This window comes from Streptomyces sp. NPDC030245 (assembly GCF_055572995.1).
The window spans coordinates 380,297-400,378 of the sequence record NZ_JBVICF010000003.1; the positions used below are offsets into that span (position 1 = coordinate 380,297).

Genomic DNA, 20,082 nt, shown 5'->3' on the forward strand with positions numbered 1-20,082 from the left:
CCCGTGCTCTTCCTCTACACCGTGCTCGTGGTGTGCGGTGCCATCCTGCTGGCGGCCGGCGTCGTCGAACAGCGGCGGCACTTCGCCAGCCTGGAGCACATCCCCTCGCGGGTCCTCGTCAACGGCATCCGCGGCAAGTCCTCCATCACCCGCCTGTGCGCGGGCGCGCTGCGCGGCGGCGGCCTCACCACGGTCGCCAAGACCACCGGCACCGCGGCCCGCTTCATCCACCCGGACGCCACCGAGGAGCCCGTCTACCGCAAGTTCGGCATCGCCAACGTCGTCGAGCAGATCGGCATCGTCAGGCGCGCCGCCGCCTACGACCCGGACGCCCTGGTCATCGAGTGCATGGCGGTCATGCCCGCGCTCCAGGAGATCAACCAGTCCAAGCTGATCCGCTCCACCATCGGCGTGCTCTGCAACGTCCGTGAGGACCACCTCGCCGAGATGGGCCCGACCCTCGACGACGTGGCGCGCTCGCTGTCGCGCTCCATGCCGGAGGGCGGCATCTGCGTCACCGCCGAGAAGGACCGCTTCGACATCCTCAAGGAGGAGGCCGACGCGCGGAACTGCCGGCTGATCTACGCCGACCCCGAGACGGTGACCGACGACGAGCTGCGCGGCTTCAGCTGGTTCACCTTCAAGGAGAACGTGGCGATCGCGCTGAAGGTCGCCGAGCTCCTCGGCGTCGGCCGCGAGGTCGCCCTCCAGGGCATGTACGACGCACCGCCGGACCCCGGTGTCCTCTCCGTCGAGCGGTACGCCACCGAGGACGGCAAGAAGCTCCGCTTCGCCAACGTCTTCGCGGCCAACGACCCCGAGTCGACGCTGATGAACATCAACCAGCTGCTCGACCTCGGCGCCATCCACCGGCCGCTCAACGTCGTCATCAACTGCCGCCCCGACCGCGTCGAGCGCAACGGCCAGATGGGCGAGATCATCCCCGACCTCCGGCCGGACAAGGTCTTCGTCATCGGACACCCCGCGAAGTCCGCCATCGACGCGATCCCCGCCGAGTGGCGCTCCCGCGCCGTCGACCTCGGCGGCGACCGGCGCGACCCCGAGGAGTTCATGCGCGCGATGCTCGGGCAGCTCGGCCCCGACTCCTCGCTCGTCGCGATCGGCAACATCCACGGCCAGGGCGAGCTGCTCCTCGAACACCTCGCGGAGCTCCCGCCCGACGAGAGCGAGGAGCAGGCCCCCGAGGAGCCCGCGCCGTTCTACGAGCCGCACGTCGACCCGTACCAGCACTACCCGGAGGCGTACGAGACGCGGTACGCGGCCCCGGCCCACCACGTCCCCGTCCAGCAGGCCCCGGCCCAGCAGTACGAGGCGTACGTGCCCCACCAGGAGTACGTACCCCAGGAGACGTACGGGTCGTACGCGCCGCAGGAGACCTACGCGCCCCAGCAGCCCCAGCAGCCGTACATCCCCCAGCAGACGTACGCCCCCCGCGGCATGTTCGAGCCGCGGGTGCCGCCCGTACAACCCGCCGCAGACGACAACCAGCAGTGGCACAGCCCAGGAGAGCACCGTTGATTCCCTCCGTCCTCACCCCCGAGATCGCCGCGGTCGGCATCGCACTCGGGCTGCTCTTCTCGCTGGTCTGCTATCTGACGACCAACCTCTCGCCCGGCGGCATGATCACACCGGGCTGGCTGGCCCTGACCCTCGTCGAGGACCTTCAGCGCGCCGCCATGGTGGTCGGCGTGACCGTGCTGACGTACGTCGGCACGCTCCTCATGCAGAAGTTCGTGATCCTCTACGGCAAGCGGCTCTTCGCCGCCGTCGTGCTGCTCGGCGTGACGTTGCAGGCGACCGTGATGATCATTCTCTCGATCGAGTTCCCGCTCATGTACGCGAACCAGACCCTCGGCTTCATCGTGCCGGGCCTGATCGCCTACCAGCTGGTGCGCCAGCCCAAGGGCCCCACCCTCCTCGCCACGGGCTCGGTGACGCTCATGGCCTACGTCGTCCTCACCGCCGGGATCCTCCTCGGCTTCATGCCGTCCGCCTGATTCCAGGAGCCATTCATGCCGCCCAAGAAGAAGCGCCCCGTCCTGCACGCGGCGACCGTGCTCGCCCTGCTCGCGGGCAGCGCGTACCTCACCGTCGAGCTGCGCAAGGACGAAGAGGCCAAGGCGCCCAAGGTGCAGGCCGTCACCGACACGCCGGGGCTGCACAGCAGCACCGGCCAGGAGTCGGGCGGCAAGCAGAAGTGGGAGCGCCTGAAGAACCCCGAGCGCTCCGTCCTGCGCACCGACGGCGGCAAGGTCCTCGCCACCTTCACGGACGGCGCCCGCACCGCGACCCTGACCGGCCCGAGCCGCACCTTCACCGAGCCCGCCAACACCAAGTCGCGGGTCGTGACCAACGACTGGGTGCGGCTGATGCCGGAGACCTGGCGCGAGGGCGCGGAGAAGGAGAAGTGGTTCAAGGACTGGTACAAGGAGTTCTCCGGCAGCGAGGAGGACGACATCTTCGCGATGGCCTTCCAGTACGTGGAGGGCGCCCCGGTCAAGAAGGACGACGAGGGCATCGCCTACGCCGGCGACGCCAACTTCGGCCCGCTCAACCCGGAGGGCAGCGCCGGCAACGACCTGCGCCTCGAACAGTCCGACTTCTTCGACTACCTCGGCATCCCGTACACGTTCCGCAACGGCACCACCCTCCAGCCGGAGAAGGCGCGCGCCCGCTCCATGGACTGCTCCGGCTTCATCCGCACCGTCTTCGGCTACCGCGCCCGCTACCCCCTGATGGCCCGCGACGGCGTCGGCGACGGCCTGCCCCGCACCGCCAACGGCATGGCACGCGGCAAGGTCGGCACGGACGTCATCGAGCTCAAGGGCGTCGGCGCGGCCGACCGGCCCAAGTCCATCGACGTCGTCCAACCGGGCGACCTGGTCTTCTTCAAGCTCGACGCCCGCACCAAGCAGCGCCTGGACCACGTCGGCATCTTCCTCGGCCACGACGCCGACGGCCACAAGATCTTCATCTCCAGCCGCGAAGAGGTCAACGGCCCGACGATCGGCGACAAGGGCGGGACGTCGCGGCTCGACGGCAACGGGTACTACGCGTCCACGCTGCGCAGCGCGAAGCGGCTTTAGCTTCGCTGGGTCGGCTATTCGACCTGCGGGCCGGTGGGGGCTTGTCGCGCAGTTCCCCGCGCCCCTTAAGGGGCGCGGACCGCCCTTGGGCCTGCGCATTCCGCGCCTGTCTCGCCCACCCTGCGGCGCAGTTCGCGGTCGGCCGTGATCACCAGGCACGGCCGGCCCGCCGCCTCCGCGGCCACCTCCACGATGCGGTCGTCGCCGCTGCCGGGCGCGGACTCGACGCGTACTCCCGGCACGGACGTGATGCCCCGTGCGGCGCCCTCCACGACGAGCACGAGCTCCAGCGGTCCCGGATGCCCGGGCAGGCCCTTTTCCGCGTACGCCACGAGCGCGTCCCGCAGCCGTTCCGCGGCCCCGCGGCGGTCCTTCCACCACCCGTCGGGCACGGATCCGACGACGTTCGCGGCATCGACGACGACGAGAGTTCTCATGCGGCAAACGTAAACTAATAGGCAAAACGCTGTGCGTCCGTGAACGTGGAAGGGTTGGCGCCGAGCATGCCGTCGAGGTCCACCAGCACCGGTGCCCCGGAGACCGCCCGCTGGCTGCTGCGCGGTCACGACGGCCGCCTCACCGCCTACGCCCGCGCCGAGGGCGGCCTCCTGCGCTGGACGGAGACACGGCCCGGCGGACCGGAGTGGAGCGGCCCCGACTTCTTCGACGCGCCCGGCCTCACCTACCTCACGCTCGCCCAGGGCACCGACGGATACGTGCACTTCGTGGGCCGGCGCGAGCGGCCGGGGGACGACGGGAAGGCCGTCGTCGACCTCGTGCACTCCATCCAGTACCAGTCGGGCCGGCCGCTCATGGACTGGCGCTCGCTCGGCAACCCGCACACCAAGCTCGTCGAGCGCGCCCCGCACCTCGGCGCGCCCGCCGCCGCCGTGGACACCGCGGGCACCGTCCACGTCTTCGTGCGGGACGCCGTGGGCAGCGTACGGATGCGCCGCGAGGGCAAGGGCGGCAAGTGGGAGGGGTGGAAGGACTTCAAGGTCCGCGACACCCTGGACGGCATGGCCGCGGTCGCCACGTCCACGGGCCGCGTGGAGGTCCTCGCCCCCTCGGGCAAGGCCACCCTGCGCTGGGCCCAGGAGAAGCGGGGCGGTGAACTGGAGCGCGCCGAGGACGTGCCGCTCGTCGCCGCCCCCGGCTCCGGCACGGCCCTGGAGACCGCGCCCGACCGCCTCACGTACTACGCGGCCGACGCGCTCGGCGACGGCGTCCTCGCCCACCGCCCGGCGGACGGCGGCCCCGCGCTGCCCCTCGGCGGCGCCCCCGGCCCCGGCCCCACGGCGGCCCTGCGGACGACCATAGACGGCCACGACTGCACCGTGCTCGCCCACCGCGCGGGCACGGGCCGCCCCGCCCTCGCCGCGTTCCCCACGGAGGACGAGGGGGCGGGCCTGTGGTGGGCCGAGACCGGCGAACCCTGCCTGGGCGCCCCGGCGTTGGCGCTCGACGCGCGCGGCCGTGTGGTCATGGCGGCGATCGGCCTCGACGGCACGCTGCGGCTCGCACGCCAGAAGGCGGAGGCGGGGCTTGCGCTGGAGGCGTGGACGCGGGTGTGAGCCGGGCGTGCACAGACGGAAGCGGGCCGTACGGGACGATTCCCGTACGGCCCGCTTCCGTTGCGGCGTTACGCCGGGACGCTCGCCACGCCCTGCGCCAGGAACCGCTTCCCGTTCACGCGCTCGCTGACGCCCTCACGGTCCAGGTACGGCGTGATGCCGCCCAGGTGGAAGGGCCAGCCCGCACCGGTGATCAGGCAGAGGTCGATGTCCTGCGCCTCGGCGACGACGCCCTCGTCGAGCATGAGCCCGATCTCCTGCGCCACCGCGTCGAGCACGCGGTCCCGCACCTGCTCCTCGGTCAGGACCTTGTCGCCCTGCTTCAGGAGCGCGGCGACCTCGGGGTCGAGCTCCGGCTTCCCGCTGTCGTACACGTAGAAGCCGCGCTTGCCCGCCTTGACGACGGCCGCGAGGTTCGGCGAGACGGTGAAGCGCTCCGGGAAGGCGCGGTTCAGGGTCTCGGAGACGTGCAGGCCGATGGCGGGACCGACGAGCTCCAGGAGTACCAGCGGCGACATCGGCAGGCCGAGCGGTTCGACGGCCTTCTCGGCGACGGCGACCGGGGTGCCCTCGTCGATGACGTTCTGGATCTCGCCCATGAAGCGGGTGAGGATGCGGTTCACGACGAACGCCGGGGCGTCCTTCACGAGCACCGCGGTCTTCTTCAGCTTCTTGGCGACACCGAAGGCCGTGGCCAGCGACGCGTCGTCCGTCCGCTCGCCGCGCACGATCTCCAGGAGCGGCAGGATCGCGACCGGGTTGAAGAAGTGGAAGCCGACGACCCGCTCGGGGTGCTTCAGCTTCGACGCCATCTCGGTGACCGACAGCGAGGAGGTGTTGGTGGCGAGGATCGCGTGCGCCGGGGCGACCGCCTCGACCTCGGCGAACACCTGCTGCTTGACGCCGATCTCCTCGAAGACGGCCTCGATGACGAAGTCGGCGTCGGAGAAGCCCTCGGCCTTGTCCAGGACACCGGTGACCAGGGCCTTGAGGCGGTTGGCCTTGTCCTGATTGATGCGGCCCTTGCCGAGCAGCTTGTCGATCTCGGCGTGGACGTAGCCGACGCCCTTGTCGATGCGCTCCTGGTCGATGTCGGTCAGGACGACCGGCACCTCCAGGCGGCGCAGGAAGAGCAGCGCGAGCTGCGAGGCCATCAGACCCGCGCCGACGACGCCGACCTTGGTGACCGGGCGGGCGAGGTTCTTGTCGGGCGCCCCGGCAGGCCGCTTCCCGCGCTTCTGCACGAGGTTGAACGAGTAGATGCCCGCGCGCAGTTCACCGCCCATGATGAGGTCGGCGAGCGCGGCGTCCTCGGCGTCGAAGCCCTTCTGGAGGTCGCCGTCCTTGGCGGCGGCGATGATCTCCAGGGCGCGGTACGCGGCCGGGGCGGCGCCGTGCACCTTCGAGTCGGCGATGGCACGGCCGCGCGCGACGGCGGCGTCCCAGCCCTCGCCGCGGTCGATCTCGGGCCGCACGACCTCGGTCTTGCCGTTCAGGACGGACGCCGTCCAGAGCAGCGACTGCTCCAGGAAGTCCGCGCCCTCGAAGATGGCGTCGGCGATACCGAGCTCGAAGACCTGCTTGCCCTTGAGCTGACGGTTCTGGTTCAGCGAGTTCTCGATGATGACCGAGACGGCCTTGTCGGCGCCGATCAGGTTCGGCAGCAGCGCGCAGCCGCCCCAGCCCGGGACCAGGCCGAGGAAGACCTCGGGCAGCGAGAAGGCGGGCAGCGCCTTGGAGACGGTGCGGTAGGAGCAGTGCAGACCGACCTCGACGCCACCGCCCATCGCGGCGCCGTTGTAGTAGGCAAAGGTCGGCACGGCGAGGCCGGAAAGCCTCTTGAAGACTTCATGCCCGCCCTTGCCGATGGCGAGCGCGTCGTCGTGCTTCTTCAGCAGCTCGACGCCCTTGAGGTCGGCGCCGACGGCGAAGATGAACGGCTTGCCGGTGATGCCGACGCCGACGATGGAGCCCTCGGAGGCCTCCTTCTCGACCTGGTCGATCGCCGTGTTCAGGTTGGCGAGGGACTGCGGCCCGAAGGTGGTCGGCTTGGTGTGGTCGAAGCCGTTGTCGAGGGTGATGAGCGCGAAGCGCCCGGCACCGTGGGGGAGGTCGAGGTGGCGTACGTGCGCCTGCGTGACGACCTCGTCGGGGAACAGCTCGGCGGCCCCCTTGAGGAGCTCGGTGGTGGTGCTCACTTCTCGCCTCCGGCGTCCTTGTGGTGGGGGTTCTCCCAGATGACCGTCGCGCCCATGCCGAAGCCGACGCACATGGTCGTGAGGCCGTAGCGGACCTCGGGCTGCTCCTCGAACTGCCGCGCCAGCTGCGTCATCAGGCGTACGCCGGAGGAGGCGAGCGGGTGGCCGAACGCGATGGCGCCGCCGTACTGGTTGACGCGGGCGTCGTCGTCCGCGATGCCGTAGTGCTCCAGGAAGGCGAGCACCTGCACGGCGAAGGCCTCGTTGATCTCGAAGAGACCGATGTCGGAGATGGAGAGCCCCGCCTGGGCGAGGGCCTTCTCGGTCGCCGGGATCGGGCCGTAGCCCATGACCTCGGGCTCGACGCCCGCGAAGGAGTACGAGACGAGGCGCATCTTCACGGGCAGGTTGTTGGCCCGCGCGAACTCCTCCGAGGCGATGAGGGAGGCGGTGGCGCCGTCGTTGAGACCCGCGGCGTTGCCGGCCGTGACGCGGCCGTGCGTACGGAACGGCGTCTTCAGGCCCGCGAGGTTCTCCAGGGTGGTCCCCGGCCGCATCGGCTCGTCGGCGGTGGCGAGACCCCAGCCGGTCTCACCGGCCTCCGCGTTCGTCCGCCGTACGGAGATCGGCACCAGGTCGGCCTGGATCTTGCCGTCGGCGTACGCCTTGGCGGCCTTCTCCTGCGAGCGCACGGCGTATTCGTCGGCGCGCAGCTTGGTGATGCTCGGGTAGCGGTCGTGGAGGTTCTCGGCGGTCATGCCCATGAACAGGGCGGACTCGTCGACGAGCTTCTCGCTCACGAACCGCGGGTTCGGGTCGACGCCCTCGCCCATGGGGTGGCGGCCCATGTGCTCCACGCCGCCGGCGACGGCGATGTCGTACGCACCGAAGGCGACGCTGCCCGCGACCGAGGTCACGGCGGTCAGGGCGCCGGCGCACATGCGGTCGATGGAGTAGCCCGGCACGGACTGCGGGAGCCCGGCGAGGATGCCGGCGGTGCGGCCGATCGTCAGGCCCTGGTCGCCGATCTGCGTGGTCGCGGCGATGGCGACCTCGTCGATCTTGGCGGGGTCGAGGTCCGGGTTGCGGCGCAGCAGCTCCCGGATGGCCTTCACGACGAGGTCATCGGCACGGGTCTCGTGGTAGATGCCCTTCGGGCCCGCCTTGCCGAACGGGGTGCGGACGCCGTCCACGAAGACGACGTCCCTGACGGTACGAGGCACGATGGCTCTCCTCCAGGGTGCGGTTGCGCCACGCCTGCGGCGCGCTTCCTTCTCCTCACCCTACTTGTCGGTAACTATGTGGCCAAGGGCTGGTCGGTGCAGCCTCGGCGAGGCGAAGGTCACACTCTCCCGCAGCTACCCGCGGCCCGCTCCCCGCACGGGCGGGGGGCCCTGCCCCGGCTGCCCCGCACGGGCGGGGTGCCCTGCCCCGGCTGCCCCGCGCGGCACGCCTCTGCCCCCTGCACGCAGGACCGGGCGTGCCCCGCGTGGCACGCCTCCACCCTGCACGCAGGGCCGAGCAGGAGCGGCCCCACCCACAAACCCCAGACAGAACCACCCCCACCGCTCCGCGACGGCGCCCTGCCATCCACCCTGCATCGCAAAGCCCGCGTAGGAACAGCCCCGCCGCTGCGCGGCGGATCCCTCCCACCCACCCACCCGTTCACCCCGCACCGCAAAGCCCAGCTAGAAGCAGACCCGCCGCTCCGCGGCGGTCACCTCCCTCCCACCCACCCGTTTGCCCCGCACCGCATGGCTCGGGTAGGAGCAGGCCCGCCGCTGCGCGGCGGATGGTCGCCGCTTGTCTGCTGGGCGGTGCGGGGCGCACGGGTGGGTGGGTGGGGAATATCCGCCGCGGAGCCGGCGGGGCAGGGGAGGGCAGACGTCCCGCAGGTGAGCGCGTACGCCCTCCTGTCGCGTCTGCTGGGCGGTGCGGGGTGCACGGGTGGGTGGGTGGGAAGTATCCGCCGCGAAGCGGCGGGGTAAGGCAGGGCGAACCTGCCGCAGGTGAGCGCGTACGCCCTCCCGTCCCGTCCGCTGTGCGGTGCGGGGTGCACGGGTGGGTGGGAAGTGTGCGTCGCGGAGCGGTGGGGGAGGGCGAACGTCCTGCGGGTGAGTGCGCACGTCCACCCGTCCCGTCCGCTGTGTGGTGCGGGGTGCACGGGTGGGTGGGTGGGGAGTAGCCGCCGCGGAGCGGCGGGGCAGGGGAGGGCGGACCTGCCGCAGGTGAGCGCGTACGCCCACCTGTCCCGTCCGCTGTGTGGTGCGGGATGCACGGGAGCGGCGGGGCAGGGGAGGGCAGGTGGCCCGTGGGGGGTGGGCGGGGCGGCCGCCCGCCCCGTCCGCTGTGTGGTGCCGCGGACGGGTGAGGGGGCCGAGGTGTCAGGAGAGGGCTGCGACCAGGGATGGGGTTACCTGGGTGATTTGCCAGGGGCGGGCGCCGTGGGCGGCGAGGGCCGATGCCACGGTGTCCTCGGTCACCTGGGCCGGAGGCTCCCAGCACACGCGCCGGACCGTGTCCGGAGTGATCAGGTTCTCCTGGGGCATGTTCAGCTGCTCGGCGAGGGAGGAGATCGCCGCGCGCGCCGCGGAGAGGCGCGCCGCCGCCGCCGGGTCGCGGTCCGCCCAGGACCGGGGCGGGGGAGGCCCGCTCACCGTCTGCCCCGGCTGGGGCAGCTCGGAGTCGGGGAGCGCCTTGGCGCGGTCCACCGCCGCCTGCCACTGCTCCAGCTGACGCCGCCCCATGCGGTGCCCGAACCCGGTCAGCCCCGCGAGCGCGTGCACGTTGGGCGGCAGGCCGAGCGCCGCCTCGACGATCGCCCCGTCGCTGAGCACCTTGCCCGGCGACACGTCGCGCCGCTGGGCGATCCGGTCGCGGGCGGTCCACAGCTCCCGTACGACCGCCATCTGCCGGCGCCGGCGCACCTTGTGCATGCCGGACGTGCGGCGCCAGGGGTCCTTGCGGGGCGGCGCGGGCGGCGCGGAGGCGATGGCGTCGAACTCCTCGCGGGCCCACCCCAGCTTGCCCTGCCGGTCGAGCTCCTTCTCCAGGGCGTCGCGGAGGTCGACGAGGAGCTCCACGTCGAGCGCCGCGTACCGCAGCCAGGGCTCGGGGAGCGGCCGCGTCGACCAGTCGACGGCGGAGTGCCCCTTCTCCAGGACGTATCCGAGGACGCTCTCGACCATCGCGCCGAGCCCCACCCGCGGGAATCCGGCGAGCCGGCCCGCGAGCTCGGTGTCGAAGAGGCTCGACGGGACCATGCCTATTTCCCGCAGGCACGGCAGGTCCTGGGTGGCGGCGTGCAGGACCCACTCGGTGTCGCCGAGCGCCTCGCCGAGGGCGGAGAGGTCGGGGCAGGCGACGGGGTCGACGAGCGCGGTGCCCGCGCCCTCGCGGCGGAGCTGGACGAGATAGGCCCGCTGGCCGTACCGGTAGCCGGAGGCGCGCTCGGCGTCGACGGCGACGGGTCCGGTGCCCGCGGCGAAGGCGGCGACGGTCGCGGCGAGGGATTCCTCGTCCTCGACCACCGGCGGAATGCCGTCGCGCGGTTCGAGCAGGGGGATCGGCAGCCCTTCGGGTGCGAGGCCGTCGTCGTCCGGAGGGCCGCCTCCGGTGGTTCGCAGTGAGCTGTCTGCTGCGGTCTCTTGGGCGTCGGTCACCTGTCAAGGGTATCTGTGTATGGAGAGCGCCCGTCGACGGAACGTTCCGTCGACGGGCGCGTGAGGGGTGTAAATGAGTCAGTGGATGATGCCGGTGCGCAGGGCGACCGCCACCATCCCGGCCCGGTCGCCCGTGCCGAGCTTGCGGGCGATGCGGGCGAGGTGGCTCTTCACGGTGAGGGCGGACAGGCCCATCGAGACGCCGATGGCCTTGTTGGACTGGCCCTCCGCGACCAGGCGCAGCACCTCGACCTCACGGCCCGACAGCTCGCGGTAGCCGCCGGGGTGGCTCGGGGTGCCCGGAGGGCGGCGGTGCATGCGGGCGGCGGCGGAGCCGATGGGGGCCGCGCCGGGGCGGGTGGGGAGTCCGACGTTCGTACGGGTGCCGGTGACGACGTAGCCCTTGACGCCGCCCGCGAGGGCGTTGCGCACGGCGCCGATGTCGTCCGCGGCGGAGAGGGCGAGGCCGTTGGGCCAGCCCGCGGCACGGGTTTCGGAGAGGAGCGTCAGGCCGGAGCCGTCGGGGAGGTGGACGTCTGCGACGCAGATGTCCCGGGGGTTGCCGATGCGGGGACGAGCCTCCGCGATGGACGAGGCCTCGATGACGTCGCGTACCCCGAGAGCCCACAGGTGGCGGGTGACGGTGGAACGGACGCGGGGGTCGGCCACGACGACCATGGCGGTCGGCTTGTTCGGGCGGTAGGCGACCAGGCTTGCGGGCTGCTCGAGGAGAACGGACACCAGGCCTCCTGGATGGGGGGACGGGAGGGGACCGGCTCGGGGAGGAAGCCGGGACGAACCGTGCTTTCAAGGTCACAAACCTCTTCGGCACCAATCCCTGCGGCCTTTAGGGGATGATCACGATTTGGTGAGCAATAATTCGGGCAATTCGGACACGCGCTCGATCATCCGAAGATCAAACCGAACGCGCCCCCTTCTGGGTGACCCCGGCAGCACAAACCCCCACGGCGTGCGGCCGCGGGGGGAAGAGGCGTTCGACGGTTCAGCGGATATTCGACAGTACGAGGGGTTTCCGGCCGGTCACGGTCACGGTCACGGAGAGAGCGGCCCCCGTCGCTGCGGCAGTGAGACCACGGACCCGTCACCGGCCCCCGCGGGCGGCAGCCCCGCGACCTGGCAGAGCAGATCGCACCAGGCCGCCAGATGCGCCCCCGTGTCCGGCACCCCGCCGCTGCCCTCCCGAGGGGTCCACGAGGCCCGGATCTCGATCTGCGAGGCGGGCGGGCGCTCCGCGAGGCCCCCGAAGTAGTGCGAGCCGGCCCGCGTCACCGTGCCGCTCGCCTCGCCCGCGGTGAGCCCTCGCGCGTGCAGCGCCCCGGTCAGCCACGACCAGCACACCTCCGGCAGCAGCGGATCCGCCGCCATCTCGGGCTCCAGCTCCGCCCGCACCAGCGTGACGAGCCGGAAGGTGCCCTGCCACGCGTCGTGCCCGGACGGATCGTGGAGCAGGACGAGCCGCCCGTCGGCGAGGTCCTCCTCGCCGTCCACGACCGCCGCCTCCACCGCGTACGCGTACGGCGCGAGCCGCTGCGGTGGCCGCGTCGGATCGATCTCGATCTCCGGCCGCAGCCGTGCCCCCCGCAGCGCCTCGACCGCCGCGCGGAAGGGCAACGGAGCCGAATCCGCCACCTTCCCCTCCGAACCGTCCATCCCGCCAGCGCCGTCCGACCGTTGTCCCTGAGCCGCAGCCATGCGGGGAAGGTTAAGGGGAACGGCGGCTTCGCGCAGGGAGAGACACCCGTGAGGGGGTCCCCGGTCAACGTGCGAGACTTTCCGCGTGAGTGCCAATGACAGCCGTCGCCCCGAGGGCCGGCAGAACGCAGCGACGTACGACTCCCCCTTCATGAAGGCGTGCAGGCGCGAGGCCGTGCCGCACACGCCGGTCTGGTTCATGCGGCAGGCGGGGCGCTCACTTCCCGAGTACCGCAAGGTGCGCGAGGGCACGGCCATGCTGGAGTCCTGCATGCGCCCCGACCTCGTCACCGAGATCACGCTTCAGCCGGTCCGCCGCCACCGCGTCGACGCGGCCATCTACTTCAGCGACATCGTCGTCCCCCTCAAGGCCATCGGCGTCGACCTCGACATCAAGCCGGGCGTCGGACCCGTCGTCGAGAACCCCATCCGCTCGCGCGCCGACCTCGCGCAGCTGCGGGACCTGACGCCCGAGGACGTCCACTACGTCACCGAGGCGATCGGGATGCTCACCGCCGAGCTCGGACAGACGCCGCTCATCGGATTCGCGGGCGCGCCTTTCACTCTCGCGAGTTACCTCGTGGAGGGCGGCCCGAGCCGCAACCACGAGCACACCAAGGCGCTCATGTACGGCGACCCGCAGCTCTGGGCGGACCTCCTCGACCGGCTCGCGGAGATCACGAGCGCCTTCCTGAAGGTGCAGATCGAGGCCGGCGCCAGCGCCGTGCAGCTCTTCGACTCGTGGGTGGGCGCGCTGTCGCCCGCCGACTACCGGCGCTCGGTGATGCCCGCGTCCGCGAAGGTCTTCGACGCCGTCGCGGCGTACGGCGTGCCCCGCATCCACTTCGGCGTGGGCACGGGCGAGCTGCTCGGGCTCATGGGCGAGGCCGGCGCCGATGTCGTGGGCGCCGACTGGCGGGTGCCGCTGGACGAGGCCGCGCGCCGCGTCGGCCCCGGCAAGGCGATCCAGGGCAACCTCGACCCGGCCGTCCTCTTCTCCACGCGCGAGGCCGTCGAGCAGAAGACGGACGAGGTCCTCGCCGCCGCGAGCGGCCTGGAGGGCCACATCTTCAACCTCGGCCACGGCGTCCTGCCGACCACGGACCCCGAGGCGCTGACCCGCCTCGTGGAGTACGTGCACACGCGCACCGCCCGCTGAGAAAGTCCGAAAACGGTCCCTCCCTGCCCGGACAGGGACTGTTCTACGGCAGTGGCAGCGGGGGCAGCAACCAGGGGTTGGGCCCCGCGCCCGGCACCGCGCAGTGCACCCCCGCGCCGCGCCGCACGGCGGTGCGCCCGGCCAGGCGCGCCAGCGCGGGCGGTACGCCGTAGACGAGGTGGCAGAAGCGCTCGGGGGAGTGCCGGGCCGTCCACGGCGGGGCTTCGAACGACTGGAGATACGTCGACCAGTGCCCCTCGAAGGTGACGAGCAGGTCGGCGACGCGGGCGTACCCGGGCGCCGGGTGCACGCCCGGGTTGAGCACCACCGTCCGCGCGCCCCTGCCCCGCGCCGAGCGGACCAGGCGCCGGCACCGCCGCAGCTCGCGCCGGCCCGCTGCCACCCGGTCGAAGAAGCAGCCTTCCACGTCGTACCAGGCGCGATGCCGCTCCACGTCCTCGGTGACGGCGTCCGGTGACCGCTTCCCGTACGCCGTGTCGACGTATCCGAGGACCCGCACCCCCGCATCGCGCAGGGCCCGCGCGGCGTCGGCGAAGGCCGGGTCGGGGGCCGCGCCCGGACCGTCGGCGGCGTTCAGGACGACGCCGTACAGTCGGGGCGCGGCCGCCACGAGCGCCCGCCAGGCCGCGGGGTCCACGGCCGGGTGGACGTACAGCGGCACCAGCAGGGTCATCGGGGCTCCCCGGCGGCCCGCGCGGGGTGCGGGGCGCCGTCCGACGCCCAGAGCGCGGCGAGCGACTCCCGCAGGGTGAACCGCGGCCGCCAGCCGAGCTCCCACTCCGCGGCGCCGATGTCGGCGCACTGCCAGGGCACCGCCGCCGAACGCCCCACGCCGCCGAGGGACTCCTCGACGTGCCCGGTGAAGCCCGCCTCCATGACGAGGCCGTGCGCCAGGTTGCGTACCGGAACCGCCCGGCCGCTGCCGATGTTGATCAGGCGCGGCAGCGGGCCCGGCAGGGTGAGCGCCTGCGCCACGGCCTGCGCCACATCGCGCGTGTCGACGAAGTCCCGGTGCGCGGACAGGTCGCCGACCCGCACCGTGCCGTGCGGGGTCCGGGCGACCGCCCGGCTCAGCTCGGCGGTGAGACGGCCCGGCAGCCCGGCCGGGGGCGCCCCGGGGCCCACCGGGTTGGTGACCCGCAGCACGGTCGCGTCGAGCCCGGAGTCGACGACGGCGAGCGTGCCCGCCAGCTTCGTGGCGCCGTACGGCGCGACCGGGCGGGCGGGCGAGTCCTCCCGGGACCGCTCGCCGACATCGGCCGGGCCGTACTCGGCCGCCGAGCCGAGGTGCACGAGGCGCGCGGTCGGCACCGCCGCGCACAGGGCCTCGCAGAGCACCGCGGGGCCGCGGGCGTTGACCTCGGCGAGGGTCAGGGCGCTGCCGCCGACCGCGCCCGCGCAGTTGACCACGGCGTCGGGCGCGGCCCGCGTCAGCTGCTCGGCGAGCGCGCCCCGGGTGACGGTGGCGAGGTCGATCCGGAGGTCGTCCACGGGGGCGCGCCCGCCGCGGAGCAGCCGGACGCCCGACATGGCGCGCAGCCGCTCCGTGACGGCGCCGCCCAGGTATCCGGTGGAGCCCAGGACGAGAATGCGCACGGCCCCGTCACGCTCCCTTGAGGAGCAGCGAGCGGTGCGTGGTGAACTCCGCGTTCGCGCGGTCGTAGTCGTCGGGGCGCCCGATGTCGAGCCAGTAGCCGTCGAACTCGTAGGCGTGCGGCGGCGTCTGCGACTTCAGGAGGTCGAGGACGAGCTCGTCGAAGCCGAGCGGCAGGCCGGGCGTGTAGGAGGCGAGGGTGTCGCGCGACACTCCGTACACGCCCATCGAGACGCGGTAGTCGATGCTCGGCTTCTCCGTGAAGGCGACCACGCGCTGCGAGTCGGTGGTGAGCACGCCGAAGTCGATGCGCACCTCGCGCGCGTACGTCGCTATGGTCAGCGGCGCCCCGGAGCCGCTGTGGGTGGTGAGGACGTCCGCGTAGTCGAGGTCGGTGAGGATGTCGCCGTTCATCACGAGGAAGTGCTCGGGCAGCCGGTCCATCATCGTCAGGAGCGGGCCCATGGTGCCGAGCGGGCTGTCCTCCGTGGAGTAGCCGACGCGCAGGCCCCAGCGGGAGCCGTTGCCGACGTAGGCGCGGATGATGTGGCCGAGGTGCCCGATGGCGATGGTGCAGCTGGTGAAGCCGGCGCTCGCCAGCTGGCGCAGGACGATCTCCAGGATGGCGTGCTGGTCGCCGATCGGGACGAGGGGCTTGGGCAGCGCGGTGGTGTACGGGCGGAGCCGGACGCCCTTGCCGCCGGCGAGGATGACTGCGTGCATGGCATAACTCCCTTGTGTCATGCGGGGGGTGGCGTGGGTGTCGGGGCGTCAGATGTTGTAGATGTCGGTCTTGTAGCGGGCCAGGTTGGCCGGGTCGCGGAAGAACTCGACGGTGCGGGCCAGGCCCTGCTCCAGGTCGTGGGCGGGGGCCCAGCCGGTGGCCGTACGCAGCCGTGTCGCGTCGGCGACCAGGCGCATCACCTCGGAGGCCGGCGGCCGGATGCGCCGCTCGTCCTCGCGCACGTCGACGTCGGTCTCCATCACCTTGCCGATGAGCCGCACCAGGTCGCCCACCGAGATCTCGCCACCGGTGCCCGCGTTGAAGGTGCGGCCCACGACGGCCCCGGCGGGCGCGGTGCCCACGGCGAGGAAGGCCTGCGCGGTGTCCGCGACGAACGTGAAGTCCCGGGTGGGCCGCAGGTCGCCGAGGGTGATCTCCCGTGATCCGGCGGCGACTTGGCCGATGACGGTCGGGATGACGGCGCGCATGGACTGGCGCGGCCCGAAGGTGTTGAAGGGGCGCAGGGTGACCACGGGCGTCTCGAAACTCGCGTGGTAGCTGTCGGCGAGCCGGTCGCCGCCCGCCTTCGAAGCGGCGTACGGCGACTGGGTGTTGATCGGATGGTCCTCGGTGATCGGCACGGTCTGCGCGGTGCCGTACGTCTCGCTGGTGGAGGTGTGCACCAGGCGGGGGGTCTCCAGGTGGCGGACGGCTTCGAGGACGTTGAGCGTGCCGGTCACGTTCGTGTCCACGTAGCTGTGCGGGGCCTGGTAGGAGTACGGGATCGCGATGAGGGCGGCCAGGTGGTAGACCGCCTCGGCGCCTTCGACGAGCCCGCGCACCGAGCCGGGGTCGCGGACGTCGCCGAGGACGACGTCGACCTCGGCGAGCACGTCCGGGCTCAGGGTCTCCAGCCAGCCGTAGGACGAGAAGGAGTTGTACTGCGCCATCGCGCGGACCCGGTGGCCGGCGGCGACCAGCGCCTCGGTGAGGTGCGAGCCGATGAAGCCCTCGGCTCCGGTGACGGCGACGAGCGGTGCGGATGTCATGGTTTCTCCTGGTGCTTGGGACGGCGTGGTGCGCCGGTTCGGTGGTGCGCGGCGCAGCAGGGCAGGGGCAGGGGCAGGGGCGGGCGGCTCAGGCGTGCGCCGTCGGCCTGCCCAGGTGGTGGACGGTGACGGCCGCGAGCACGACGGCGGCGGCCGCGCAGCCGATGAGCAGTGCGGTGGGCGCGGGCAGGGTGCCGGTCGCGGGGAGCGCCGTGGCGGCGGCCGCGGCGGCCAGACAGGGCGCCGCGGACGGCCAGCCCGTGCCGAACGCCTGAAGCAGCAGCGCGGGCCACAACACCGCGCCCAGCGCGACGAGTTGCGCCACGTCGGCACCGACGATGATGGCGCCCAGAGCAAGTGGGACGAGATAGGCCGTACCGCACACGGCGAGCGCGCGGGAGACGCGCAGCCGGAACCCGCGTGGCGTCGTCGAGGCGTGCAGAGCGGTCACGGCGAGCCCGCGGAAGCGGTAGAGCAGCCATTCGGCGGGACCCATGCTCAGCGTCAACACCACGACGCCGTACGGGTCCTGACGTCCCGCCATCAGGGTCAGCAGTCCGGCGGCGACTCCGAACAGGCCGTACGGGACCGAACCCGCCAGGCCTTGCACGGGTCCCGGTGCCGGGGCGGCCCGCAGCGCCGAGCGCAGCGCGTGCCCCGCGGCGGCCACCGCGAGCAGGACGGTGAGCAGCGGCAGGCCGGTGCGCAGGGGCCCCGGGGGCGCCCACCAGGGCAGCGCCGCGGCGCCCGCCGCCACCGGCAGCAGCGTCGCGGCCAGCACCTTCTCGCGGCCGAGCACCAGCAGCACCCCGGCCGCCGCCAGATAGCAGGACTGCCCCACGGCGAAGAGCGCGGCGGCCCCGGGGCCCGCGGCCAGCAGCCCCGCCCCCGAAGCGGCCACGGCGCCCGCCGGCGCGCCGAGCAGCAGCGCGCGCCCGGCCCCGTGCGGGCCGGTGGCGAGCCGTACGTACGCCCGGTGGCTCAGCGCCTGGGACCAGGCCCAGGACACCAGGGCCGCCGCGACGAGGCCGCGCAGTCCGGCGCCCGACTGCCAGGCGCCCGGCTGCTGGGCGTCCGCCACCAGCAGGTACGCCAGGCCGGGCAGCGCGAAGAGCAGGCCCCGCAGCGCGCAGCGCAGGTGGTCGGGCCGCCACACGTCCGGCGGCGCGGGCGGCTTCGGGTGGCTGCGCGGCACCCGCTGGAAGACGGCTTCGGCCAGCGAGAACAGATCGGGGTGCCCGTACGTCTGCCGGATGCGGTCGCCGGTCATGCCCTGGGACTCCAGGAGCGCCGCCACCTCATAGGGGTGCACGGCCGCCCCGGCGTCCTCCGCGAGCTCGGCGGCGAGCCGGTCGACGGGATCGTCCGCCCTGGCGGGGCGCAGCGAGGCGCGCGGACGCGGCCTTGAGCGGGCGCCGTCGCCCGGGGCGGGGCGCGGCGGGCGGGCCAGGCGCAGGGTGAGGGTGTCGTCGGCGTTCCGGGGCTCGTGCGCGCGGGGTCTCAGGGGGAGGGGGCCGCTCATCCCGCCACCTCGCTGTGGAGGCCGCCGTGCGCGGGCCATGCCGAGGTGCGGGGGAGGGGCCGGTGCTGTGCGGTGGTGAGTTCCTCGTATATCGCGCGGAAGGTGTCCACGGTCTGGCGGAGCGTGAACTGTTCGATCACGCGGAGCCGTGCCGCCTCACCCATCGCCGCGCGGCGCGCCGGGTCGCGGAGCAGTTCGAGCACCGCCCGCGCCATGGCGTCCGGCGCGCGCGGCGGCACGACGAGTCCGGTCGGCCCCACCGCCTCCCGGACCCCGCCGACGTCGGTGGAGACCGTGGCCCGGCCGCAGGACATCGCCTCGATCAGCGTGAAGGGGAAGCCCTCGCTGATGCTGGAGAGCATGACGACGCTGCCCGCCGCGTAGGCGTCCTTGATGTGCTCGACGCGGCCCTCGAAGACCACCGCGTCGCCGTGCCCGAGCTCGGCGGCCAGCGCCTCGCAGCGCTCCCGGTAGGCCTCGCCGCCGCGCGGTGTGCCGCCGAAGAGGCGCAGCCTTGCCGTCGGCACCTCCTGTCTGACCAGGGCGAAGCAACGTATCAGCGTCTCCAGGTCCTTGATCGGGTCGACCCGGCCCGCCCAGCTGAGGGTCGGGGTCCGCGGCCCCGGGCCCGCGGGCGGGAACGCGGCGGGGTCCACGCCGTTGTAGACGGTGCGGATGAGGGCGGGGTCGGCGCCGCCGCGCTCCTCCCAGAGGCGGTTGTAGCGGTTGCCGGGGGTGATCAGGGCGGCGCGGCGGTACGTCTCCTCGGCGAGCAGCCGGAAGAAGCCGAGCAGCACGGCCTTGACCGGCCAGCTGTACGGGCCGGTGCGGTAGCCGAGGTAGCGCTCGCGCAGGTAGACGCCGTGCTCCGTCAACAGGAGCGGTACGCCGTGGAGTTCGCGGGCGACCAGGCCCGGGAGTGCCGCGATGCCGCCGCTGACCGCGTGGCACACGCCGTGCTCGGGCGGCCGGGCGGCGAGCGGGCGCAGCGCGTGTTCGAGCAGGGCCGTCGCGGTGACGGCGTCGTGCATCGTCGGCCGGGCCCCCGCGGTGGCGCGGCCCGGCGCGCTCCACACGGCGGAGAGCACCCGCACCGCGCGGTCCGTACGCAGGGTCGGGCTCAGGGCGCCGTCGCGGGCGTGCCGGGCGAGTTCGTGCAGGGCGGGCGCGAACCCGTCCTCGGCGGCCGGGTCGAGCAGTGCGGTGAGGAACCGCTCGTAGGAGGCGAGGAGTTGGCGTCTGCGGCGGCCGTGCGGGACGGCTCCCGGCGGGGGCGGGCCCCACATGGGCAGGCAGACGGGCTCGTCGACGTGCGGCGGGAGCTTCCAGGTGAGGCTTTCGGCGCCGGTGCCCGTGACGGCGAGCACGCCGAAGTCCACGTCGGGCATGCCGTGGACGAGCTGGTCGCACCAGACGCTGACGCCTCCGTGGTTGTGGGGGTAGGTGCCTTCTGTCAGGAGGGTGACGCGGGGGCGGGGGTGAATATAGGGGTGGGGTATGGCTGAGTCGAGCATCGGTGGGCTCCGCGGGTGGGATGCTTGCGGCAGGTGGCTTGAGCGCGAGGCGCGTGGTGGGGCGGGGCGCGAGGCGCGTGGTGGGGCGGGGCGCGAGGCGCGTGGTGGGGCGGGGCCGCGGGGGTATGTGCGTACTCGCCATCCCTGCGCCGCGGCACACGGACAAAGACGCCGATGTGTGCTCGGTGCTCCGTTGGCACATACCCCCACGTCCCCTCCGGTCTCGTCGGCCTCTCGCCGCCGGT

Annotated in this window: 17 protein-coding genes; 5 read left to right on the plus strand and 12 right to left on the minus strand. The window is 73.0% G+C overall.

From position 1 onward, the window contains the following. Positions 1 to 3 precede the first annotated feature (3 nt). The 3 genes from pgsB to ACZ4Z4_RS10220 are packed head-to-tail and all read left to right on the plus strand — an operon-like array spanning position 4 to position 3,107. Complete coding sequence (pgsB, locus tag ACZ4Z4_RS10210; RefSeq protein WP_468324876.1) at positions 4 to 1,539, plus strand: poly-gamma-glutamate synthase PgsB; 1,536 nt, start codon at positions 4 to 6, stop codon at positions 1,537 to 1,539. Next, positions 1,536 to 2,018, plus strand: coding sequence for a poly-gamma-glutamate biosynthesis protein PgsC/CapC (locus ACZ4Z4_RS10215; RefSeq protein ID WP_468324879.1), 483 nt, complete (start codon positions 1,536 to 1,538; stop codon positions 2,016 to 2,018). The genes pgsB and ACZ4Z4_RS10215 overlap by 4 nt, the downstream gene beginning before the upstream one ends. Before the next feature lie 15 nt (positions 2,019 to 2,033). Further along, positions 2,034 to 3,107, plus strand: coding sequence for a C40 family peptidase (locus ACZ4Z4_RS10220; RefSeq protein ID WP_468324881.1), 1,074 nt, complete (start codon positions 2,034 to 2,036; stop codon positions 3,105 to 3,107). Positions 3,108 to 3,172: 65 nt separating this feature from the next. Here the strand turns inward: ACZ4Z4_RS10220 and ACZ4Z4_RS10225 are convergent, their stop codons facing one another. Further along, positions 3,173 to 3,544: an NTP pyrophosphohydrolase gene (locus ACZ4Z4_RS10225; RefSeq protein ID WP_468324883.1), complete on the minus strand. Its 372-nt coding sequence runs from the start codon at positions 3,542 to 3,544 to the stop codon at positions 3,173 to 3,175. Positions 3,545 to 3,610: 66 nt separating this feature from the next. Between ACZ4Z4_RS10225 and ACZ4Z4_RS10230 the strand changes: the two genes are divergently transcribed. Next, entirely contained in the window at positions 3,611 to 4,681 is a 1,071-nt protein-coding gene (locus ACZ4Z4_RS10230) for a PLL family lectin (protein WP_468324885.1), read from the plus strand. A gap of 68 nt (positions 4,682 to 4,749) precedes the next feature. Here ACZ4Z4_RS10230 and ACZ4Z4_RS10235 read toward each other — a convergent pair whose 3' ends face one another. From ACZ4Z4_RS10235 to ACZ4Z4_RS10255, 5 genes are all read right to left on the minus strand, one after another. Then, positions 4,750 to 6,879 (minus strand): 3-hydroxyacyl-CoA dehydrogenase NAD-binding domain-containing protein, encoded by a 2,130-nt coding sequence (locus tag ACZ4Z4_RS10235; RefSeq protein WP_468324887.1) that lies wholly within the window; start codon positions 6,877 to 6,879, stop codon positions 4,750 to 4,752. Then, positions 6,876 to 8,102: a thiolase family protein gene (locus ACZ4Z4_RS10240; protein WP_468324890.1), complete on the minus strand. Its 1,227-nt coding sequence runs from the start codon at positions 8,100 to 8,102 to the stop codon at positions 6,876 to 6,878. Before ACZ4Z4_RS10240 ends, ACZ4Z4_RS10235 begins: the two co-directional genes overlap by 4 nt. 1,161 nt (positions 8,103 to 9,263) lie before the next feature. Further along, positions 9,264 to 10,541 carry an HRDC domain-containing protein gene (locus ACZ4Z4_RS10245; RefSeq protein ID WP_468324892.1) on the minus strand — a complete coding sequence of 426 codons (1,278 nt, stop codon included), beginning with the start codon at positions 10,539 to 10,541 and terminating at the stop codon, positions 9,264 to 9,266. A 78-nt stretch (positions 10,542 to 10,619) separates the two neighbouring features. Beyond that, positions 10,620 to 11,282: a response regulator transcription factor gene (locus tag ACZ4Z4_RS10250; RefSeq protein ID WP_016643199.1), complete on the minus strand. Its 663-nt coding sequence runs from the start codon at positions 11,280 to 11,282 to the stop codon at positions 10,620 to 10,622. 312 nt (positions 11,283 to 11,594) lie between these two features. Continuing rightward, positions 11,595 to 12,254, minus strand: coding sequence for a DUF3000 domain-containing protein (locus ACZ4Z4_RS10255; RefSeq protein WP_468324894.1), 660 nt, complete (start codon positions 12,252 to 12,254; stop codon positions 11,595 to 11,597). An 85-nt stretch (positions 12,255 to 12,339) separates the two neighbouring features. Here ACZ4Z4_RS10255 and hemE point away from each other — a divergent pair, with 85 nt between their 5' ends. Next, on the plus strand, positions 12,340 to 13,413 hold the full coding sequence (gene hemE / locus ACZ4Z4_RS10260) for a uroporphyrinogen decarboxylase (RefSeq protein WP_468324896.1): 1,074 nt from the start codon (positions 12,340 to 12,342) through the stop codon (positions 13,411 to 13,413). Between the two features lie 43 nt (positions 13,414 to 13,456). Here hemE and ACZ4Z4_RS10265 read toward each other — a convergent pair whose 3' ends face one another. The 6 genes from ACZ4Z4_RS10265 to pelF form a co-directional block, all read right to left on the minus strand. Beyond that, the gene (locus tag ACZ4Z4_RS10265; protein WP_468324897.1) at positions 13,457 to 14,107 is read right to left on the minus strand and encodes a spherulation-specific family 4 protein; all 651 of its coding nucleotides are present in this window, start codon (positions 14,105 to 14,107) and stop codon (positions 13,457 to 13,459) included. Next, complete coding sequence (locus ACZ4Z4_RS10270; RefSeq protein ID WP_468324899.1) at positions 14,104 to 15,030, minus strand: NAD-dependent epimerase/dehydratase family protein; 927 nt, start codon at positions 15,028 to 15,030, stop codon at positions 14,104 to 14,106. The genes ACZ4Z4_RS10265 and ACZ4Z4_RS10270 overlap by 4 nt, the downstream gene beginning before the upstream one ends. Before the next feature lie 7 nt (positions 15,031 to 15,037). Further along, entirely contained in the window at positions 15,038 to 15,751 is a 714-nt protein-coding gene (locus ACZ4Z4_RS10275; protein ID WP_468324902.1) for a nucleotidyltransferase family protein, read from the minus strand. 48 nt (positions 15,752 to 15,799) lie between these two features. Next, positions 15,800 to 16,801 (minus strand): SDR family NAD(P)-dependent oxidoreductase, encoded by a 1,002-nt coding sequence (locus tag ACZ4Z4_RS10280; RefSeq protein ID WP_468324905.1) that lies wholly within the window; start codon positions 16,799 to 16,801, stop codon positions 15,800 to 15,802. Between the two features lie 88 nt (positions 16,802 to 16,889). Then, positions 16,890 to 18,323 (minus strand): hypothetical protein, encoded by a 1,434-nt coding sequence (locus ACZ4Z4_RS10285; protein ID WP_468324908.1) that lies wholly within the window; start codon positions 18,321 to 18,323, stop codon positions 16,890 to 16,892. Beyond that, a complete protein-coding gene (gene pelF, locus ACZ4Z4_RS10290; protein WP_468324911.1) occupies positions 18,320 to 19,837 on the minus strand; it encodes a GT4 family glycosyltransferase PelF in 1,518 nt (505 codons plus the stop codon). The genes ACZ4Z4_RS10285 and pelF overlap by 4 nt, the downstream gene beginning before the upstream one ends. Between the last annotated feature and the right edge of the window lie 245 nt (positions 19,838 to 20,082).

Bases quoted from the DNA above. Each gene is read 5' to 3' on its own strand.
- ACZ4Z4_RS10220 (WP_468324881.1), top strand. From the start codon at position 2,034: ATGCCGCCCAAGAAGAAGCGCCCCGTCCTGCACGCGGCGACCGTGCTC.
- ACZ4Z4_RS10225 (WP_468324883.1), bottom strand. From the start codon at position 3,544: ATGAGAACTCTCGTCGTCGTCGATGCCGCGAACGTCGTCGGATCCGTG.
- ACZ4Z4_RS10230 (WP_468324885.1), top strand. From the start codon at position 3,611: ATGCCGTCGAGGTCCACCAGCACCGGTGCCCCGGAGACCGCCCGCTGG.
- ACZ4Z4_RS10265 (WP_468324897.1), bottom strand. From the start codon at position 14,107: ATGACCCTGCTGGTGCCGCTGTACGTCCACCCGGCCGTGGACCCCGCG.
- ACZ4Z4_RS10275 (WP_468324902.1), bottom strand. From the start codon at position 15,751: ATGCACGCAGTCATCCTCGCCGGCGGCAAGGGCGTCCGGCTCCGCCCG.
- ACZ4Z4_RS10255 (WP_468324894.1), bottom strand. From the start codon at position 12,254: ATGGCTGCGGCTCAGGGACAACGGTCGGACGGCGCTGGCGGGATGGAC.
- pelF (WP_468324911.1), bottom strand. From the start codon at position 19,837: ATGCTCGACTCAGCCATACCCCACCCCTATATTCACCCCCGCCCCCGC.
- ACZ4Z4_RS10285 (WP_468324908.1), bottom strand. From the start codon at position 18,323: ATGAGCGGCCCCCTCCCCCTGAGACCCCGCGCGCACGAGCCCCGGAAC.
- ACZ4Z4_RS10280 (WP_468324905.1), bottom strand. From the start codon at position 16,801: ATGACATCCGCACCGCTCGTCGCCGTCACCGGAGCCGAGGGCTTCATC.